Source organism: Chryseobacterium gambrini, assembly GCF_900156825.1.
In the GTDB taxonomy this organism is placed as follows: domain Bacteria; phylum Bacteroidota; class Bacteroidia; order Flavobacteriales; family Weeksellaceae; genus Chryseobacterium; species Chryseobacterium gambrini.
This window is the reverse complement of record NZ_FTOV01000002.1, coordinates 94,308-114,419: the sequence shown is the minus strand read 5'-3', so window position 1 is coordinate 114,419 and position 20,112 is coordinate 94,308. Positions and strand designations below refer to the sequence as shown.

Here is a 20,112-nt window from a genome sequence, read left to right as displayed (position 1 = left end):
CTAAATGCTCTCCTGTCATTTCGACGAAGGAGAAATCTAATTTTTACCATTAAGATTTTAGTTGAGAAGTTAAGATTATTAAGGTGGATTCTTCTCTCCGCTTCGCTGCGGTCAGAATGACAATCCTACGTTAAAAATAATTGCAGCTTAGATTCATACGAATGATAACCTTTCCGGATATTAAAATCGAAAAATATTCATATAAAAAAGTTTCGGCGGGGTGAGCTTTGCTCACCCCGCCGAAACGAAATATTTTAAAAACTGAAAATTACTTTTTCTCAGTTTCGATTTCTTTTTTGTCCTCCGCTTTATCAGAAGTCTTGGATTTATCTCCAAAACGCGCTTCCGTAAACTCTCTGGAAACGGCAGCTTTTTCGAATTTCAGCTTTCCTGATAATGTTTCGATAACAAAACCATCCTCCTGAACCTGAGCAATTCTTCCGTGAAGTCCGGAAGTAAGAACCACTCTTGTTCCCACTTTCAGAGTTTCCTGAAAGTTTTTCTCCTGCTTCTGCTTTCTCATCTGAGGTCTGATCATCAGGAAGTAGAAACCTACCACCATCACTCCCATCATGATCATCATCATTCCTCCGCCACCTTGTGGCTGTGCCTGTAAAAATATGGATAATAAATTCATGATCTTATGGTTGAATATTAGCTGTGAAATTAATTCGGATCGGAGCTTTTTCTACGTTTGCGAAAACATCAGCAAATTTGTTAACATTTCCGTCGAAGTTTGTAGAATCGAAGTGCAGTGTAATTTTTCCTTTTTTACCCGGCATAATCGGTTCTTTTGTAAAATCAGGAGCTGTACATCCGCATCCCGGCTTTACTTCAGAGATGATCAAAGGATTTGTTCCGGTATTGGTAATTTCGTAAACGTGCTCTACTTTATCGCCTTTTTTAATTTTTCCGAAATCGAAATTGCTTTCAGAAAGGGCAACCGTAGTGAGTGGCTGATTGGAAGCCAGAGCAGCAGTTGTTTCTCCCGAAACCGGAGCTACAGCAGCAGAGTCTCCCGTTGTTGCAGGCATTGAAGCTGCAGTAGAATCTGTTGCAGCAGTTTCTGTTCCTGTAACCTCTTTATTTTCTTTTTTGCAGGAAACGAATCCAAAGCCTATGACAGACAAAGCAATGATGGATAATGTCTTTTTCATATGAAGATAATTTATATTCTGTTTAAATCTTTACAATATTTATCTAAAATTCCATTAATGAAAATGTTTGAACGGTCGGTAGCAAAAACTTTTGCAATCTCGATATATTCATTAATGATGACTCTTGAAGGGGTGAAAGGAAAATTGTCCAGTTCCGCCATTGCCGTCGATAAAATGACTTTATCCATGAGAGAAACTCTTTCAAGATCCCAGTTTTCCAGTCTTTCTTCCAGTTTCTTTTCATTGTTTTCCCAACTGTCCAACGTGTTTCTAAGAAGTTTCATCGCGAAAGTTTTATCGTCTTCATCTTTAATCATTTTAATTAAGGTACGGCTTTCTTCATCTTCTTTCAGGAAACCGATGGTTTTCTGTACCATTGAATTCGCAATGTGGATATCATCATACCATGAAAGTTCTTTATCGCTCAGATAATCATGGAAATCGTCGTTTTCAGCAATGTATCTTAAAAATAATTTCCCGATAAACTTCTGATCTTCTTCAAAAGAATATCCTTCTTCTTTCATAAAATCCTGATAACGCTTTCCGGCAGACATTCTCTGGAAAGTTTTTACCAAAAGATCATCATGCAGGTCCCATTTCAATTGCTTGTGCTGTCCTGTGAAAAATAATCTCTCAGGATTTTCTTCCAATTTAATTAAAACTTGATTGTTGATGAATTTTTGGTTAGGATTAATCTCAGCATCGGTTTTGATGTATTTGTTTTTACCGATTTCAATCTGGTTTTCCGCCAGTTCTTTCAGTGCAACCAAAAAGTTCAACTGGTAGATGTAGAGATGATAGATTTTCTCTATTCCGGCGAACATATTTTTCTCTAATACATCAAACTTTACAGGATTCTGGTAATAAGAATACACAGTCTGTACTACTTTTTCACGGATTTGTCGTCTTCCTAACATTCAAAGAGCTTTTTTATGGGTGCAAAGATACGAAATTTAAAATTTATGAAATTCGTAGTCTGAGGTGATTTTTGTAATTTTGTGAAACTTTATGAAAGCGCTAAAAACATTAAACCCCTATTTCTGGAAGCACAAAATATTGTTGTTCTGGGGAGTATTATTCATCATTGCAAGTAATTTTTTCAATATATATAAGGTACAGTATGTAGGAAAATCTGTAGACGAGCTTACGAAAAACGGAAATTTAGGCTTCAACAGACAGGTTTTAGTGTATGTTGCGATTATTGTCGGCTGTTCTTTACTCACCGGATTTTTCACTTTCATGATGCGACAGACGATTATTGTGGCTTCAAGAAGAATAGAATATGAACTTAAAAATAAAATTTACAGACATTATCAGGATTTATCTTTAACGGATTATAAACAAACCACGATCGGAGATTTAATGAACCGTTTAAGTGAAGATGTGGTTGCAGTAAGGATGTATCTCGGCCCGGGCGTAATGTATGTTGCCAATCTGATCGTTCTTGTGGTAATTACCGCAATTTATATGCTTACTACGGATGTTTCTATGACGCTCTGGACTTTGCTTCCCCTTCCTATTTTATCCTTTGCGATTTATAAAGTAAGCTCAATCATCAATCAGAAATCGAAGATCATGCAGAAAAGCCAGTCGGCGATTTCTACTTTTGTACAGGACAGTTTTTCGGGAATCCGCGTGGTGAAGTTTTTTGCAAGGGAAAATTATATCAAAAAAAATTATGGTACTAAGGTAACCGACTATCAGAACAAAGCTTTGGATCTGGCAAAAACGGAAGCTTATTTCTTTACGATTATTTTATTCGTTATCGGTTTGCTGAATGTTGCCATTATCTGGATCGGCGGACAGAAATACATTGCCGGAGAATTAAGCATTGGTAAAATTGCCGACTTTTTCATGTACATCAATACGCTTATTTTTCCTTTCTCAATGGTTGGTTGGGTAACTTCGGTGAATCAGAGAGCAGAAGCTTCCATGCAGAGAATTAACGAATTCATGGATAAAAAATCTGAAATCGTTAATAAAAACTTCGACAAATATGAAATTAAAGGCGATATTGAGTTCCGAAATGTTTCTTATGTCTATCCGAATACAGGAATCAGAGCTCTGGATAATCTAAGTTTTACTCTGAAAGCCGGAGAATCTTTGGCGATCATGGGAAAAACAGGAAGCGGAAAATCTACGATTGCATTGCTTCTCTGCCGTTTGATTGATCCTACTGAAGGTGAAATTTTAATTGACGGTAAAAATTTAAAAGAACATAATTTAGAAAACTACAGAAATTTCATCGGATATATTCCTCAGGAAAGTTATCTGTTCTCAGATTCTATTGAAAACAACATCGGTTTTGCCATCGACAGACCTTCTCACGAAAAAGTGGTGGAATATGCCAAAATTGCTGATGTTGATAAAAATATTGTTGAGTTCAAGGAACAGTACAAAACTATGGTTGGAGAGCGTGGTGTAATGCTTTCCGGAGGTCAGAAACAGCGAATCTGTATTGCCAGAGCTCTGATTAAAGATCCGAACATCATTATTTTTGATGATTCCCTGTCTGCTTTAGATACTGAAACAGAACAGAACATTCTTGAAAATATAGACCGTAAAATCCGTAATGCGACCTCTATAATCATCACACACAGAGAGTCTAGCGCACAGCGTGCTGATAAGATCCTTAACTTAACCGAAATTAACAATTCCGTAACCGCATAGCAGAATCGTTCACAAATGTTAAATAAATCATAAAAAAAATTTTGTGATTAAAAGAAAACTTTTATATTTGTTCTTAACAAGATTAAAAAATATCTAACAATGAGTGAATACAAGGAACGCCATGAAAATGAAATTTTCACGAAGGTGTTAAAAGCAGGGAGAAGAACTTATTTCTTTGATGTGCGCGAGACGAAAGCAGGAGATTATTATCTTACGATTACAGAAAGTAAGAAGAATTTCGGAGAGAATGGAGAAGCTACATTCGAGAAGCATAAAATTTACCTTTACAAGGAAGATTTTAAGAGTTTTCAGGAGATGTTTAATGAGTCCACAGATTTCATCATTAACGAGAAGGGTGAGGATGTAATATCAGAAAAACACGACAAAGACTTCAAAAGCAGATCTTACACCATCGATTCTGACGACGAAGTTTAAAAAAGAATAATTCTAAAAACACAAGCATCTGAAAAAGGGTGCTTTTTTTGTGCTTATGTATTTTATCTGAGCAGAGCATATTTTTCTTTTTCCTGAGGAAAATAAATTACCTAAAATCTAAAATCCGCCACACAAATAGCTGTGAGACGGATTCTTATATTACAGGCACGGATTACAAATCCGCGCTATCGGTTTTTTTGATTATTAGAGCCTATATTTATGGCTAATAATACTATCTTTTTTATGGATGCTAAAAACCAACTCGCCTTTCTTCTTCACAATAGTATCACCAACTTCTATTTCATTTTTATATGAACTCCACCATCTATTATAGTGATTACACTCGCAAGGTTTCTTAGTTATCGGGTTGTAGCCCTCCACTTTAAACGATACTGAGGTATATAACAAAGGAGGATTTTGTACAACAAGAACACATTCTTCTTCAGCCAATTCTTTTGCAAAACTTTGCTTATCTATGCGATTCATTAAAAGAAAAAAAATCAGTACAATTATTAAACAGATAATTAACCCTATTTTTCGTTTCATAATTTAATTAAATTGAAGAGGAGATTTAATATTTTTCTAAAGCCATTTACCAATCGATGATGGAGCATCATTAAATTGTTTTTTATATAAATAGTATATGTTCTTGAAACTCCTACATCATATCTGGTAACTAAATTAAAACCTGTAGTTAGAGTTCTATAAGGGACTTACATAACACTTTTTTCATCGGATGTCGCGGTTCTATTGCATACACAGATTACAAATCCGCGCTATTGGGGTATTATAAATAATACACCATCTTCATAATTAAATTTTACTTTATTATTATAAATTCTTTTGTTTAATTCTATAAAATCTTTTTTTAAGTCTTGATTCAGTTGTGTACAACCTTGAATATGTTCAACACTTATAAAATCATATTTCCATTTTTTTTTGTTAAGAATATATATCATCTTCTTATAGCTTTCTGAAAACTTCTTCTTTTCTTTTAATACATCACAATCATATGAAAAATCTAAAAAACCTTCATATCTATCCAATCTTATTTCATACTTTGGTGATATATAAACTTTTATTTCATCGATTGGAATCGGTTCCCTCTTTTCTTTACATTCCAATAAGAATAAGAACAAGAATAGGAATTTAAACTTATTTTTTGCTTTCATCTGTCTCATATTCCGTTATCTAAACCGAAACTTCTAGTTTTCCATTACTAAACCATCTGCTTATTCCTCTTCCGTCCCTCGATTCCAAATAATCATCTAATTCTTGATCTGATTGCATTTTTTGTGAAAACCCTCTTAAAAACCAAAACTTTGCAGATTGTAAAGTTTTGGTTGCTATTACAGGCACGGATTACAAATCCGCGCTATCGGGTTCAAATATTCTTCGTAATTCTTCCTCAGAATAATAATTCTCATTATCCCAATCATTTTTATGATTTTCGTATGGATAATTTTTTAAAAATTCACTATACATCAAATCAGACATGAAATCTTTGGCAATAACATATCCATGTTTCAAAGTTGGTATTACTTCCCAAACGGATACATTTATAAGGTTATGAATCTCTTGATCATCATTATTAAAAATCTCACTTAAATAATTAAAAATTATATTTAATATGTCTTGATCATTTTTAATAGTTGCAGACTTAATGTTATACTTAACAATTTTATATTTTGAATTATGAAGCTCTTCGATATATGTTCCTAAACCTCCAAAAACAATAAATAATGGATCATCATCATCTAAATCGAATTTTGTTTTAAAATCCGGAATTCTGTTAAATAAATTTAAAATTAATTCTTTTTCCATTTTTTTTATTTAGCATTTTTAATGGCATTTTTCAATTCATTGAGCAAATAATGTGCTCCTTTCAAATCATCTTCATCTAGATCGCCTTTCATTATAACATTTTTTAGTCCTTGTACATAATCGTGTGCTTTTTTCCAATGCGTTCCTCCAATTCCTTCGGCTAAAACGGCAGCTGCAGTTCCTCCATTACCTATTTTTGCATTTTCTCTGTGAAGTTCAGAAAAAATCTTTTTCAGTTTGTCATTCTCAATAAGCCCAAGAATCTTTTGTTTAATCGGATGTCGCGGATTTGTAATCCGTGACTTACATCTATCTCATAAAAACTATTTTAATATCAATGTATTATCTAATCTTACAAAGCTAAAATAATAATTTTATGGTATTGTCCCTATTTATTCTTTGACGTATATTTCTTGTAACCACTCATTATTCTGCTCATCCTATATTTACATCTGCTCTAAAAGTTAATGTAATAACTATGTAAAAATAGTAAGTCTTTTTATGTCTGATAATATTTTAGAGATCCTATAATTGCATTTTTTTGAAAGCCCTCTTAACAACCAAAACTTTGCAGATTACAAAGTTTTGGTTGTTATTACAGGCACGGATTACAAATCCGCGCTATGGGGTCTCACATACTATTAAAAAAATCCTCAGCGAAAAATGAGTCATCGAAATCTTCCAAATTCCTAATCTCAGCACCAAAACTTATTCCCTCCTCATCAACATAGTTAGATCCAAAACAAAGAACCTTTCCATTTGACAGAATTATATATGACCATTCGCCATCAGTAACTGCTAGTTTAATTTTCGCTTCAATATCTTCATAAAATATTTTATATCTATGTATGTTTATTTTTCTTTCAACATTAACTCCTCCTATCCTAATACTGTAAAACCCCCTATTAGTTTGAATTATATACCAATCATCTTCATTTAAAGGTTCATATAATTTGATAAAATATTCATTTGTCATAATATTATTTTTTGCTGGTAGTGAATATTTATTCCAATAATAAACTCCTACATCAGTTACATTTTAACGATTCTATAATTGCATTTTTTGTGAAAGCCCTCTTAAAAACCAAAACTTTGCAGATTGCAAAGTTTTGGTTCTATTACAGGCACGGAGTATAAATCCTTGCTATCGGGGATCGGCTCTATCGGGATATCCATACCTTTAAGAAAATTCTTAATCTTGATAATTTTCGATTAAAGTAGTTAAATCATATTTCTCAGAATATTTTTTTATTATTTCGAGTTTATGAGTTTTTTCATCTCTTAAAAAATTAATTAATTCTCTATTTAAAAAATTTAGTGTTTCATAATTATAGATTGTTAAAAAATTTAAAACTAAATGTAACGGTTTGTTCTCAAAGCCTATTAATTTATTATGCTCAATCAAGTATACCTCAAATGTTTTAAAAAAATCATATAATTGATCATTTTTACTTCCTGAAATATAGCCATCAATATATCTAAAGTAATCATTACTATTTTCAAGAAAGAATAAACTCCTTCTTTTGATTATATAAAAAATAAATTCTAAACTTTCCATTTTTAACTTGTAAATCTTGGGTCCAAAGGTTTAGGAGGAATTATCTTCTTTGCACTTTTCATAATTTGTTCTCCAGAATATATTTGTCCTGTTTTTCTATTATATCCTCCTAGTCCTTTAATATAATCATTTTTCAAAACTCCTTCTGGATTCATGTTATCAAAAATATATACTTTCCCTTCTATTGTTTTTTCAATAAATTGATGCAGACCATTTGTTGCAAGACCTACATCTTGTTTATTTAATAAAACACTTAATCCAACATCATTTCCCATGTTAATCTGCTTAGCAGTCCCTCCAAATGAGTTATAAAATTCAGTAGTAAATTCTATGCATTTAGCATATTTTTTATATCCCTGAATTGATTTTACTGCCGCTCTCAACTCTCTTAATGTTCCAGTACCTGACCTAATTGCTAATATGCTATTACTACTAATACCATATCTTGCTGTTAAAATTCCAATTGTCACGTCAAACATATCACCAAAAAGGCTATTTGACTGATTTTTAGAAATTTTATTATATCCAATAAAACCATCTCCTTGAAAACGAACATTTTTTCCAGCAATTCTACTTGCTATATTTAAAGCTCCTGCTCTTGCATCTCCAATCCAACCAAAACTAAAATTGAATAGACTTTCGTTTACTGCCCATTGGTCTATTGCATCACTTTGTTTTCCATTCGGATCAATATATCGGATAGGACTCTGATAACAATAAATATAGGGATTCAAGTTTCCAGAGTTGTAAACTCCGCCGTTGTGCTGTCCGTCTATATAATGCTCATCATTATAGAAAGGATTGTAGTCCGCTAGCGGATCCACATTCAACCAAAGAGAAACTCTCGGATTGTAATATCTCGCGCCATAATAGTAGTATCCTGTTTCAGAATCCTGTTCTTTACCATTAAACTTGTATTGGCTGTTTAAGCCATCGTTCATATGGTTTTCTACAAAGATTTCTCCACTTGGGAAATACTCCATATTCTGGGTTACTTCACCATCTAATCCGGTAATGAAAGAACTGCTGCCCAAATGATCGGGATGGAACCAATAGATTTCCTTTTCCTCCACATTACTTGCATACGAAGATACGCAATTTCCGGTATATCCTCCATTCTGCCCGTAATTTATTGGCGGGGTAAGGTTATTGGTCTGCATAATTACCAGATTGCTTTGGGTAGCCGTCTGCAAGATCTGGTTAGAAACATTCACAGGATTAATCGGAGGCGTTGTTCCTCCAAACGGGATGATAAGCCATGCACAATCAAATGCTCCTACGTTTCCGCTGTTTCCGTTTTTAGACTGTATTCTCTGGCTTCCTGCATAGTAATGCTTGGTGTAGCGCGGCTCCTGCAACATTCCATTCTGCAAATCGTAGGTAAGATTAAGCGTTATCAATCCGCTTGGATAGATTGATGCTTCATGAATGGTTTCGCCACTTACTTCTATATGGTTGCTATTGTATTTTCCTATTTTTCCTTTAAACAGAACATCTTTTATAATACGTTCTCCTCCTGCATCATAGGTATAAATTGCCGCCCCATCTGCTTCCGGTGTTGTAGGATTGGTATCTACAAATCGTAAACGGTTTTCTTCATCCCACAGATACACTGCTTTTTCTTCCTGATTGGTACACGTCTGCTGTAAGATCTTCGTAGGATTTCCTTTAGGATCATATTGATAATCCTGGAATTTCACTCCCGGATCGTCCGGATTACAGCATGTAGCGTTCGGTACAAGATTCGGTTCGTCTATAATTCTGGATGGCGCATGCGGATGCGAAGGATCCTGATATTTATAGTTCAGACGGTAAGAAGTCGGTTCAAGAGCTGCCCAGTTATTGGAAGTAGGACCGGTTACCCACTCATGTTTCTGGGTTTTGCTCATGATGTTGTGCATATTATCATACGTCATCCCTACGGTGAAACGATGTCTTTCTTCTTCTCCTGCGCTGTTTATTCCTCTCCAGTTTCCTGATGAAGACGTAAGGCGGTACAGATCGTCATATCCATACGCATAGTTGGTTCCTCCTCCCAATAATCCCTGTACCACAGGCGCGTTATTGTGTACCTGCATTACATTCGATACCACATCATACTGGTAGGTATTCTGCATAAAGTATCTGTTGCTGTTTTTAGCATACATCTTAAGCAATCTTCTGCGGTTGGTTTCGTATTCATAGGTTGTTTCCGTACCATTTCCATACTGAAGATAAACTCTCTGCTCAAATTTATCATATCCCAGATTCTTTATGATGTCTCTGCTGAAACCATCTTTTACAGAGTTCATCTTGAAAAGATTACCTGCCTTATTGTAGGTATATTTTACTTCTTCTCCATCCGGATAGGTGATCTTTTTCACACGGTTCCATGTGTCATATTCCCAAGATGTTCCAAACCAATATACTCCGGCATCCGGAACGGCAACAGAACGGCGTTGGTAGATAAGTTCGCCCAATCTTCCGTATTTCAGATACTGCGTTCCTGTAGCATCTGTCTGATACCAAAGTCTTCCCACCGCGTTATTATCCATGGCAGATGCATCCATTGCAGCCCCGTAATAATATTTTACATTATTTTCAGGATACACAGGATAGTTTACTTCTTTCAGCCTTGTATAATCATACTTATAATTAACAATTTCATTGGCAGCATTGGTTTTTGAGTTCATATTTCCTGCCGGATCATACTTATAAGTGGTAATGCCACTATCAGGATGCTTGTATGAAATTCTTCTTCCTAAATCGTCATATTGTGACGTCGTGATATTTCCTGCCACATCTTCCACCTTAAGGATCTGCCCGATTGCATCATGAGTGAATTTTGTTTTAATATCTCCGGTGTTCGAAACTTCCCAGACAGAAGTTGTTCTGCCTTTGATATCTGTATAAGACTTTTTAATGCTTCCCAGTTCATCTTTAAAGGTGGTTGCAAACATCTGTCTTCCCTGTACATCATCAGCAAAGCCATATTCTATGGTTGAGAATAAATTTTCTCCCGGTAGTTTTGTATACACTACTCTATCCAACACATCATACTGATTAATTGTTGGCTCAGTAGTGTCCACAGAAGCATTGTACAAGGTGTTTCCACTTCCTACGTTTTCTGTTGTAGGATAGTATGTTTTTAACGCTCTTCCGAAAGCATCTGATTCTACTTTTCCGGCAACAATATATTTAACCCCGTCATTATAGATATCACCTGTTTTCTTCACCTGAATGGCTTCACCAAAACCATCTGCAATGGTAATGGTATTGATGGTGCTTGTTCCTTGATATTCTGGATCATAATGCTTGGTTACTGCGTAAGACTGTGCATTGGTTGCATTAAGCGGTGCATCGGTAATAGGGTTGTATTCAAACTTTATTGTCCAAGGTATGTTGTTGAACATTTCATACGGTCCTGTAATTTCGGTAGTTCTTGCTTTTGCATCATACACATATTTCATCGGCTGCAAATTCATATCTTCCGTAAGCGTAGGTACGCCGAAACGGAAATCGTACTGCGTTTTGCTGCTGTATCCAAATGCGTCCTGAACTTTTACAGGATAAGTCTTCACATTATCATCATAGGTATACTGATGGAAGAATCTTTGGTTTGCACTGTTTGCAGGACCTGTAGATTTAGTAATGTTTCCGTAATCATCATATACAAAATCATATACGGAGTAATCTGCACCTTGATTTTTGATCACCATTTTCTCCAAATCACCTGTTAAAGAATTGTATACTGCTCTTTTTTCTCTTACAATACCAGTTGCTGTATTTTTTACTGTTTTAGGAGCAATGACATATTTCCCTGGAGCAACTTCTCCGTAAGTAACTTCAGAAGATACTATTTCTGTATTTCCAATCTGCGTATCACCAAAGTCTGTTACTTTAACGGCGTTCCCCCATTCATCATATTCTGTAATACTGCTTGAGGTAGATTTAGTTGCCGTTGTTAGTCCTTCATAAAACTTAGAGTCTGTATTTTTAAGCGCAACAAAGCAAGCATAATCCGTATGATTCTTTTCAGATTCTTTTTCCAGATTTAATAGGGTGTTTAATGTATTTGGACTATGAATTTTTCTAAGCTCATAAGTATTATTTTTCTCAGTCCAAATCTTGTCACCAGCATCTAAAAGTTTTTCATTCAGTAAGTTTCCTTTTAGATAGTAATTCGAGTTATTAAAAGTCTGGATGGTTTTTCTGTAAATTACATTTGAGGAAATTCCTCCCTGTTTTGTGTCAATCTGATTAACCGTAACTTTTTCAAAACCGTAGAAAGTACGTTCTCTTCTGCTGTGATAAGGATTTGCATACTGAATGGTAACTTTTGAAACATCAGGGCTGAATGCATTATCTCCGGTAAATCCATCATTGGTAGTAACCGTTTTTAATACATATTTGCTTTGTGGCATATCGTACGTATTCCCAACTCTCTCATATTCCACTTCCCAGCTTCCTCCGGATGGTGTAGTTACTTTGCGAAGGAGGTTGGTGGTGCCGATTTGATTGAGACGTACAGTAACCGAATTGGTATCGTCAGAGGTTACAAAATCTGGATACCCGTCTCCATTCATATCTTTGAAGGTAGATTTGACTTTGCTAGATGATTCTCCAAGAGAATTTCCTCCTCCAATAGTAATTTTTACACCTGTCAAAAGAATAAGACCAGTATACGCAATGCTTGCTCCCAAATTCAAAGACTGAATATTACTCTGAATAGAATTTACAGAAGCTGTTGTTCCCCCTGAAAATCCATTTCCTTTATTAAAATTAATTAGAACACCATTGTCTGTATAATTTATATTATCTACAATACCGTCTCCATTAATATCCATCAGTTCTTTTTGGGCTTTAGAAGTACTGGTAGATGTGTTTATCCCTCCTTCAAAACTTCCTTTAAATAAACTAAAACCTATTCCACCTCCTATATTTTGATCTTTATTAGTAGAAGTCTCATCTGTTCCCCATGATGATGAATTATTTACTAGAAGATTCCCAACATTCAGCTCAAATGCTCCATCCGAGTTTTGCTGAAAATCTCCACCTGTAAATTTGTCCGGTAAACCATCTCCATTAATATCAACAAATGATTGTTTAGACCATTGATCATTTTTTACATCAATCTGTCCTGATAATGACACTGTCTTAGCACCTTCAATTACTTTATCAACAGGAACTACCAAAAGAATGAATGTAGGTACAGGTATAATACCCCATGCGGTAACTTTTGAATCGGCATGCTTAAAACTGTATCCTGCTGAAACTCCAATAACATCAGCTTTTGAAATAGTCTGGCTTCCTGAATTTCTAACGTCTGAGGATAAATATCCTAGTTTATTTGTTATCTGTACTTTTGTTCGGGAAAAATCATCAGGGAAACCATCGCCATTATAATCTATTAGGGAGCGAATTGCTTTATTTTCGTTAAACAAAGACTTGGAAGCACTTGCATTAAAGCCAGAAAAAGACAAGCCTCCTCTTCCACTAACACTTTGATTCTTAAACTTTAGTTCAGGAGCATTTAGTTTACTTCCTAAAGCTATTGATAATGATTGATTTTTAAAATTTTCATCAATATTGTGAACTCCTACTCGAGAGCTATTTAAAATTGTTTTCGATAAATAAATAAATTGATCCGTTCCCGTTAATCTGCCTTTATCTTCATTATTTATATCTGATTGTAAGAAAAAGAAATAATTACCAGAATTCGATAAAGATGCACTATTATTATCCAATTGTGACAAATCCAAATTGCCGTTATTGTCTACCGGATTATTTATCGTTGGATTCGTTCCCGGATCCTGAGAATATGTCTGGCTTAATGCAAGTTTTGTTTCATCAATTTTCATTTCTGAAACAGTTCCTGAATTTGCATAGTTCTTTAAAAGATCATATGCTTCTACTATATTGTCTTTAGTATAATTATTACCATTCACTATAAAACCTCCCCAACCTCTATATAGCAGACCAAATCTAGTATCATATTGATTAGAAGCTAAGACCACTGATATATTTTCAGGAGCAAACAGTGACTTATGGGAAACAGGAGCAACCGTGGTTATAAGCTGGCTTACTCCTACATTATTAATTGTTATCCGCCCTCTTCCTCCGTTAGTTACCGTTAATTCATAAGTGTAGATTCCTTGTGTTATTGGAATAGAAGGAAAAATAGTCTGAGAGGAATCTGCAAATAGATTATAAACTAAATTACCTTGATTATCATATACATTTAACTCAGCAGTAGCAATGTTATTTGGATCAGGTGATAATAAAGTAACATTAAGTGTTAACAAGTTATTATTAGATGCACCAACAAAAATGGAACCTGTTTTATATATTAAACTTTGAACTGTTGATGTACCTGGTGTATCAATGTAGTTTCCTGTGTAATTATATACACTTGTTGTAAGAACAGGTAATGAATTAGCAAAATCTTTTTTAGCATTGATTGTATTTTCAATATATACAGTTTTTCCTACATCTCCACTTTTTATAACATATGCAGAGGAATAATTTGTATTGTTGACATATACATTATTTACAAGTTTTCTTGTTACAATAGTTTTAGAAAGCAACTGATTAACGAACTTTAAGGACGACGTCACTGCACCTTCATAATTAAAACCTGTTGTAGGAAAATTAGAAACTTTTGCATAAATGCTCTTACCTATATCTCCAGATGTAATAGTATAAGTTTCTATACCTCCTCTGTCATTATACATAGAATATTCTGTCTGCAGATATGCTTTTTTATTTGAACCAACCTCAGTAAACTCTGGTGTTACTCTAAAATTTGTCCAATCAATTTGAGTGTCTGTATATACTTTTATAGATATTTTATCATTTCCGTTAATTGACAAAGAAGCTATGTTACTATTGTTATAAACTGAATCATACGAAATATTAAAAGTATTAGGTATATCATTTATTGAATAAACGATTTTAGCATTATCAGACAGCTGAATATTCTTATTTAAGAAAATATTTAACGTACCGTCTTTTCCTGCAATAAAAGTATTAGTATTAGAATTTACAAAATCTTCTTCTGATTTATATAAAGACAAATTTCGATTATCACTATCTACTGTAGGAGTATTTTGTGTTGTATAATTAATCTCCGGATTCCAAGAAACTTGATCTTGCAATCCATCATATTTAGAAGTTATTCTGAAATAAAGACGCTCACCTTTATTAATAGCAATATTTTGATCTGCAAAAGAATGAAGGGAATAATCTCCTGGATTGATATTCTGAACGATTGGATCATTATTCTTATATTGAAAAGACACTGCCACTCCATCTACTTTACTACAATCTTCTCCATATGGACAGCTTAAGTATTGTTGATTAGATGTACTTATTGGTTGAGAAGGATCATAATAAGGATTAGGATATTGAGAAGCTAATAATTTGAAATTATTCTTCACCGTAATAGTTCCCGTCTTAGGCGCTACCCAAACCCTTACTATATCATGCAGTGGGTTCTGCTTGAGCATCATCTTTTTCTCTTGTTCATCTTCATTATCAAATAATGATGCTGAGTTTTGTACTCCAGAGGCAATATCAATAGGATATGGAGTTCCCGTACTGATTTCATCAAAAACCGGTATTCCACCAACTATTCTATTAAAAAACACTTTTCCATCCTTTACGAAATCTATAAGCCCATCATTATTAAAATCCATGAAGTATGATTTAGTAACACTTGTGCTATTAGAATAATCAAAACCTATATCTGCACTACCAAAGTTTCCATCTACCCCTACATTCCAAGTATTAGTAGTAGTTTTACCTATGTTTGCGAGTGATGCAATTTTAACTTTTAGCCCAAAACCTGACGTTCCACCTACTGCAGCAGAAAGATTTTTAGAATAATATATTTCGTCATTCTGTTCATATATTCTATCCGGAAGGTTATCTCCATCAATATCTAAAGATGTAATTTTAGTTTCACCAAAGCCCTTATCGAAGCCAAAATGAGCTCCAAAAGTTCCTTTATTGAAAGAAAGTGCAGAAGTATCACTTAAAGGTACAAAATCAAAAGGATTATAGGCCCCGACTCCAATTCTGAAGTGACTTCCCAAACTATAGGAATATGAGCCATTCAACAAAGAATAACCTCCTTGTAGAGCAGTTGTAAGCCCTGAAAAACTCGCATTATCTGGTGCTATCCATGGTTGTGGAGATCCAAATAATGTTGCAGGTGCCTTATCATATTCCATTTTATTGGTATAGAATATCGCATCTGAAGCATCTTTTTCTGTGATACTCTCTAATAAAGATTTTTTGAAAGACGAGTCGTCATTTCGATAGGTAAATCCATAACTTCTAATCTTCTCACTTCCGTATTTTACTTCTATCGAAGAAAGTCTTTTGGATTCTATCTGCAAAAATCCTAAGCGTCCATTTATTTGTACATCTTCTCTTCCAGAAACTGTATTAAAAGTTACTTTATAGTTTTTAGGAGGATTTTGTACATTATGTAAGGTATAGTTAATTTCTGAAATATGCAGTTCTTGTCCTCCATTTCCAGGATTCCCTCCGTAAATAGATTTATCATAAGTATACTCTACATAATTTCCATTGGTATCAATCGTTTTATACAATGCCCAATGTCCTATATTTTCTTGTGAATCTTTTAAATAATACTGTTGCGGGTTATTGGCAGTTCCATCATTTCCAAAAATACTTCTCGTTCCATCTTTGGAAATTACCTCCCACCAATATTCTTTGGGAGAATTTCCGTGACGTATGATTTTACTGTATCCACCCTCTATTCTCGGATAAAATCTTTTTGTATTATCCGGTTCCAAGTTTGCAGACCTGTTTTTCTCGAAACCCTCATTTCTGTTGGGCAAAACATAACTATCTCCTACTTTAAAGGTTAATTGCTCTCCACCTAAAGTATAAATCTCAGTTTCAAAGGTTTGGTCATATGTAGGAACCCCCCATCGTGTATCAATGGAGATCGATGGAATAGAAAGATCCCAGCCTAATCCTAACCAGCCATTACCTCCTTCACTGCTATAGTTTACAGAAAGTGAAGGCTGCATCCCGCCTCTTCCTGCCGGTAATTTTATTGGGAAACTTGTATTAACAGTTCCCATATTGTTCGCGGCAGGAGGTGCAATAGAAACGATTCCTTCTGTTGGATTCGCAGCTTTAATATCTTTTATAGAATTGGGAGCATAACTTCCTGTCTCGGGAGATTCAGGAACTTTGATGATCCCGTTTACCATATCCGTAAAATGGGTTGTTTTAGATACAATAATATTACTGCCTTTTTGAAGAGAATCTCTTTCGGCTTTCTCTAAAGGAATCCATTTTTTCTGAGTAAGATCAAAATAAAAGGTTTTAATATCCTGTTCGGTATATCCTGTCGGTATTTTAGATTTATCATATCCAATGGATACTTTTGCCGCTGCCGAAAAATTCTCTCCATGAGGTAAGAATCTATATCCGAAATGATCTGCTGTTACGTTTACCATTTCAGGCGTAAGAGCAGGCATATCAATGTCTCTGAGTGCTGTAATAGAATAAACTGCAGTATTTTTTACAGAATTTCCTTCTATTTTTAAGGTTGCTGAATTTAAACTTAATTCTTCTTCCTGATTTTGAGAATTTATATATTTATAATTGGTTTGACCAACATATGAATTTGCAAATTCTGCAGGAGCACTCTTTTTATCCGAGGCAACTATACGAAGATTTCTGATTTTGTAGCTGTAATCTGAAGAATTGGGAATTGTAAATATGATAATATTCTTACCTTCCTTAACAGAAGTTGCTTTTACAGGCTCTGTTTGGTGTGCCCAAACTGTTGTCTTTTCTACGTTTTGTCCTCCTACAGCCAATTCATCATTGATAACTTTGCTTACCTGCTTATAATCTTTTAATCCATAAAGATCATATTCCAAGCTATATTGCTTATCAGATCTGATTTTTTCGTTGACTGTTACATTAAATATATTATCGTATATCTGGTCTATCGGATGTTCAGAGTCTTTTCCTATAATTCCTTCTTTTATATCAGAAATATAAAATCCCGATACCGGTTGATTAATAATAGTTTTTTGACCTTTAATCAACGTTTTATTTCCATTTCCTGATGGACTGTAGATATTTTCAGAATCAATATTCTTCTCATTTGAATACGAAATATTATTCCGTAAAGCAGTATCGATTGCCGAAGATTTCTCATTATTCTTCAGAAAGCTGCTGTTATTCTGAACAATAGTTGAATAATGAAAATCTGCACCCGGTAAAGTTTCTTTGGGCTTGTTTAAGTACGCTGTATTTGCGTAGGCATGAAGCTGTGTCCATGAAGTAAGAAAAACCAGAACTTTTACAATTTTAGGATTTTCTCTTAATCTACTTAATATCGAATTTCTCATTTGCGTATATGCTTTTCTACTACAAAATGATTACCTGTAAACTGCTTGAAAGAATTTCAGGTAATCCGTTTTTGTTTAATTCCTTTTTATCTATAATAGATTGTTAATTAGTGACTAGTTGGTAACGATAAGTTTAAACACTTTTAATTCAGAAGTCGTTTTCACAACGATTACATAAGCTCCCTCTACTAAAAGCGAATCTTTAATTTCATAGTAGTCTTTTCCATTATCCTGAATGGTCTTTACAAGCCTTCCCGAAGCATCATATATCTTGATATCTACATTTTCTTTTATATCCGATATAATTCTTATGGTAAATAACTGACCTTTAGGTACCGGATTAGGGTATAGGACTATTCCGTTTTCTCTTTTACGGGTCACTTTCACAGTATCTTTTTTCGTACATCCATCCGGTGTGTTAACTGTTACCGTATAAGTTCCCGGTTCATAAACGGTAATATTAGCCGAAGAACTGCTGAATCCATTATCCGAAGTCCATTGGTAGGTTGCATTAGGATCTGAAATCTGTGTACCTGCATCAAAATGGGCAGATCCTCCGGAATTTATTACTACATCTGGTCCCAAATCCAGATTTATAGAGTTAAAATCATTAACTGTAAAATTCTGGTCTATTATATTTCCGTCTGCATCGGTAATGATAAGATGATAGATTCCGATTTCCAAATCTGGAAAAGATAACTGCGCTGTAGAAACATTCAGGTTTTGATTAACACCATTGCCTGTTAACTGGATGTGATAAGGAGCTTTACCACCTTTAACATTTACAATCAAAGTTCCTTTCTTCTGTATACAGGTAGGCTGTTGAAGTTCATTGATAGATAATATCTTATTCCCTAAAGCAAAAGTAAAAACATCTGTTCCTGATAAATCCTGATCAAAAGTGATATTATTAAAATGAACATTTTGATCTGTATCCACATAATCCATAGGATACACCTCAACATTAGAAGAATTAAAATTCCCCTGCCCTGTTTTATCTATAAACAGCCATAATTTTTTATCCGCCGGTATGGTAAGTATATTTTTAATAGAAAAAACCACTTCAGTTGGGATAGTCTGAGATGTTTCCGTGGAAAATCTTGCTTTCCATTTCCTTTTAAATAGTTGATATCCGGAAGTAGGAGTATCCAACAGTAACTGCTCTTTATTATCTCCCCATACAAGAAAACTCTGATCAGGAAAATCTGCATCATTACTATTATTATCTACAGCTAATTTCTTTGCCGCAATAATTAACCTCTTATTTTCTGAAGAACTTGTTGCCTGTTTCTGGTATAAGTTTGAGTATTTATCTCTGGCGATTCCTGTAATGTTTGCGGGATAATCAGTAAAATCATCCTGCTTCCATATCTTTTTACTTTTAGAACTGTAGTATTCTGTATATGGCATTGTAACTGCATATTTTACAGCCAGATAGGAATTTACACGATTTCTTTCATTCTGAGTGAGAATTTTACGATATATAAAAAACTCTGGTAGTTTTCCCTTAAAATTTTGCCAGGCTGTACTTCTTATATCCTTTCCCACGTACATAGAAGATATCCCCGTTCTTCCTATAACTGAATGTATTTTTTCAGAAGGAATTCCAAATCTTGTGTACATACTGAATGAAGGCAGATCATCTACCACACTGGTATTGATGTAGTTAATCTGTTCATTATTATATCTGAAAATATTTTTTGTGCTGAAATACATTTCCTTTTCATACGACTGTTCTGAAGAAAACATAGCCGTTTCCGTAGACGTATTTTGATTCTGATACGCTGTAAAAAAGGTAGTTTTATCCATCGTTTCCATGAGATAGGGAAATTTCAGATAATCATCCACTCCGTCAAAATTCAGACTTTCATTATAATTAAATAATGTATAATTAGGTTGATTCTGCGTAGATATCGCTTTAATTTCATTCTGATTCCCACTATAATCCTGATAAGTTAATGCAGGAGTTTGTGCAGAATTAGCTTTAAACCAAACACTCACCCCCGAAACACCACCAGGAGACTGGGCAAAACACATATCCATTAAAAGGATATGAAAAAAGAAAAAGATTTTTTTCATCATA

12 protein-coding genes are annotated in these 20,112 nt (G+C 34.3%); 2 read left to right on the top strand and 10 right to left on the bottom strand.

Translation table 11 applies throughout. The features are described 5' to 3' along the window. Positions 1-268: 268 nt before the first annotated feature. From yajC to BW951_RS03975, 3 genes are read right to left on the bottom strand one after another with little or no spacing between them, the layout of a single operon-like run. Complete coding sequence (yajC, locus tag BW951_RS03985; protein WP_076390653.1) at positions 269-637, bottom strand: preprotein translocase subunit YajC; 369 nt, start codon at positions 635-637, stop codon at positions 269-271. Positions 638-641: 4 nt separating this feature from the next. After that, positions 642-1,157 (bottom strand): DUF1573 domain-containing protein, encoded by a 516-nt coding sequence (locus BW951_RS03980; RefSeq protein WP_076390652.1) that lies wholly within the window; start codon positions 1,155-1,157, stop codon positions 642-644. 11 nt (positions 1,158-1,168) lie between these two features. Next, complete coding sequence (locus BW951_RS03975) at positions 1,169-2,074, bottom strand: transcription antitermination protein NusB (RefSeq protein ID WP_076390651.1); 906 nt, start codon at positions 2,072-2,074, stop codon at positions 1,169-1,171. Between the two features lie 91 nt (positions 2,075-2,165). On the opposite strand from BW951_RS03975, the gene BW951_RS03970 reads away from it, so the two are divergent. Further along, entirely contained in the window at positions 2,166-3,827 is a 1,662-nt protein-coding gene (locus BW951_RS03970; protein WP_076390650.1) for an ABC transporter ATP-binding protein, read from the top strand. Between the two features lie 99 nt (positions 3,828-3,926). Next, a complete protein-coding gene (locus tag BW951_RS03965) occupies positions 3,927-4,262 on the top strand; it encodes a DUF3276 family protein (protein WP_002976288.1) in 336 nt (111 codons plus the stop codon). 204 nt (positions 4,263-4,466) lie between these two features. Here the strand turns inward: BW951_RS03965 and BW951_RS03960 are convergent, their stop codons facing one another. The 7 genes from BW951_RS03960 to BW951_RS03930 form a co-directional block, all read right to left on the bottom strand. After that, the gene (locus BW951_RS03960) at positions 4,467-4,808 is read right to left on the bottom strand and encodes a hypothetical protein (protein WP_076390649.1); all 342 of its coding nucleotides are present in this window, start codon (positions 4,806-4,808) and stop codon (positions 4,467-4,469) included. 230 nt (positions 4,809-5,038) lie between these two features. Continuing rightward, a complete protein-coding gene (locus BW951_RS03955) occupies positions 5,039-5,434 on the bottom strand; it encodes a hypothetical protein (RefSeq protein WP_139326094.1) in 396 nt (131 codons plus the stop codon). A 190-nt stretch (positions 5,435-5,624) separates the two neighbouring features. Further along, entirely contained in the window at positions 5,625-6,086 is a 462-nt protein-coding gene (locus BW951_RS03950; RefSeq protein ID WP_076390647.1) for a DUF7674 family protein, read from the bottom strand. 631 nt (positions 6,087-6,717) lie between these two features. Then, positions 6,718-7,062, bottom strand: a complete 345-nt coding sequence (locus BW951_RS03945; RefSeq protein WP_076390646.1) for a hypothetical protein — start codon at positions 7,060-7,062, stop codon at positions 6,718-6,720. A 216-nt stretch (positions 7,063-7,278) separates the two neighbouring features. Further along, a complete protein-coding gene (locus BW951_RS03940) occupies positions 7,279-7,644 on the bottom strand; it encodes a hypothetical protein (RefSeq protein ID WP_076390645.1) in 366 nt (121 codons plus the stop codon). A gap of 2 nt (positions 7,645-7,646) precedes the next feature. Continuing rightward, positions 7,647-18,029 carry a SpvB/TcaC N-terminal domain-containing protein gene (locus tag BW951_RS03935; protein WP_076390644.1) on the bottom strand — a complete coding sequence of 3,461 codons (10,383 nt, stop codon included), beginning with the start codon at positions 18,027-18,029 and terminating at the stop codon, positions 7,647-7,649. Between the two features lie 114 nt (positions 18,030-18,143). Continuing rightward, on the bottom strand, positions 18,144-20,111 hold the full coding sequence (locus tag BW951_RS03930) for a DUF8202 domain-containing protein (RefSeq protein WP_084196356.1): 1,968 nt from the start codon (positions 20,109-20,111) through the stop codon (positions 18,144-18,146). Position 20,112: the final 1 nt, after the last annotated feature.

Coding starts and splice junctions, on each gene's coding strand:
- BW951_RS03970 (WP_076390650.1), top strand. CDS start 2,166: ATGAAAGCGCTAAAAACATTAAACCCCTATTTCTGGAAGCACAAAATA.
- BW951_RS03965 (WP_002976288.1), top strand. CDS start 3,927: ATGAGTGAATACAAGGAACGCCATGAAAATGAAATTTTCACGAAGGTG.
- BW951_RS03955 (WP_139326094.1), bottom strand. CDS start 5,434: ATGAAAGCAAAAAATAAGTTTAAATTCCTATTCTTGTTCTTATTCTTA.
- BW951_RS03945 (WP_076390646.1), bottom strand. CDS start 7,062: ATGACAAATGAATATTTTATCAAATTATATGAACCTTTAAATGAAGAT.
- BW951_RS03980 (WP_076390652.1), bottom strand. CDS start 1,157: ATGAAAAAGACATTATCCATCATTGCTTTGTCTGTCATAGGCTTTGGA.
- yajC (WP_076390653.1), bottom strand. CDS start 637: ATGAATTTATTATCCATATTTTTACAGGCACAGCCACAAGGTGGCGGA.
- BW951_RS03935 (WP_076390644.1), bottom strand. CDS start 18,029: ATGAGAAATTCGATATTAAGTAGATTAAGAGAAAATCCTAAAATTGTA.
- BW951_RS03975 (WP_076390651.1), bottom strand. CDS start 2,074: ATGTTAGGAAGACGACAAATCCGTGAAAAAGTAGTACAGACTGTGTAT.
- BW951_RS03940 (WP_076390645.1), bottom strand. CDS start 7,644: ATGGAAAGTTTAGAATTTATTTTTTATATAATCAAAAGAAGGAGTTTA.
- BW951_RS03930 (WP_084196356.1), bottom strand. CDS start 20,111: ATGATGAAAAAAATCTTTTTCTTTTTTCATATCCTTTTAATGGATATG.
- BW951_RS03960 (WP_076390649.1), bottom strand. CDS start 4,808: ATGAAACGAAAAATAGGGTTAATTATCTGTTTAATAATTGTACTGATT.
- BW951_RS03950 (WP_076390647.1), bottom strand. CDS start 6,086: ATGGAAAAAGAATTAATTTTAAATTTATTTAACAGAATTCCGGATTTT.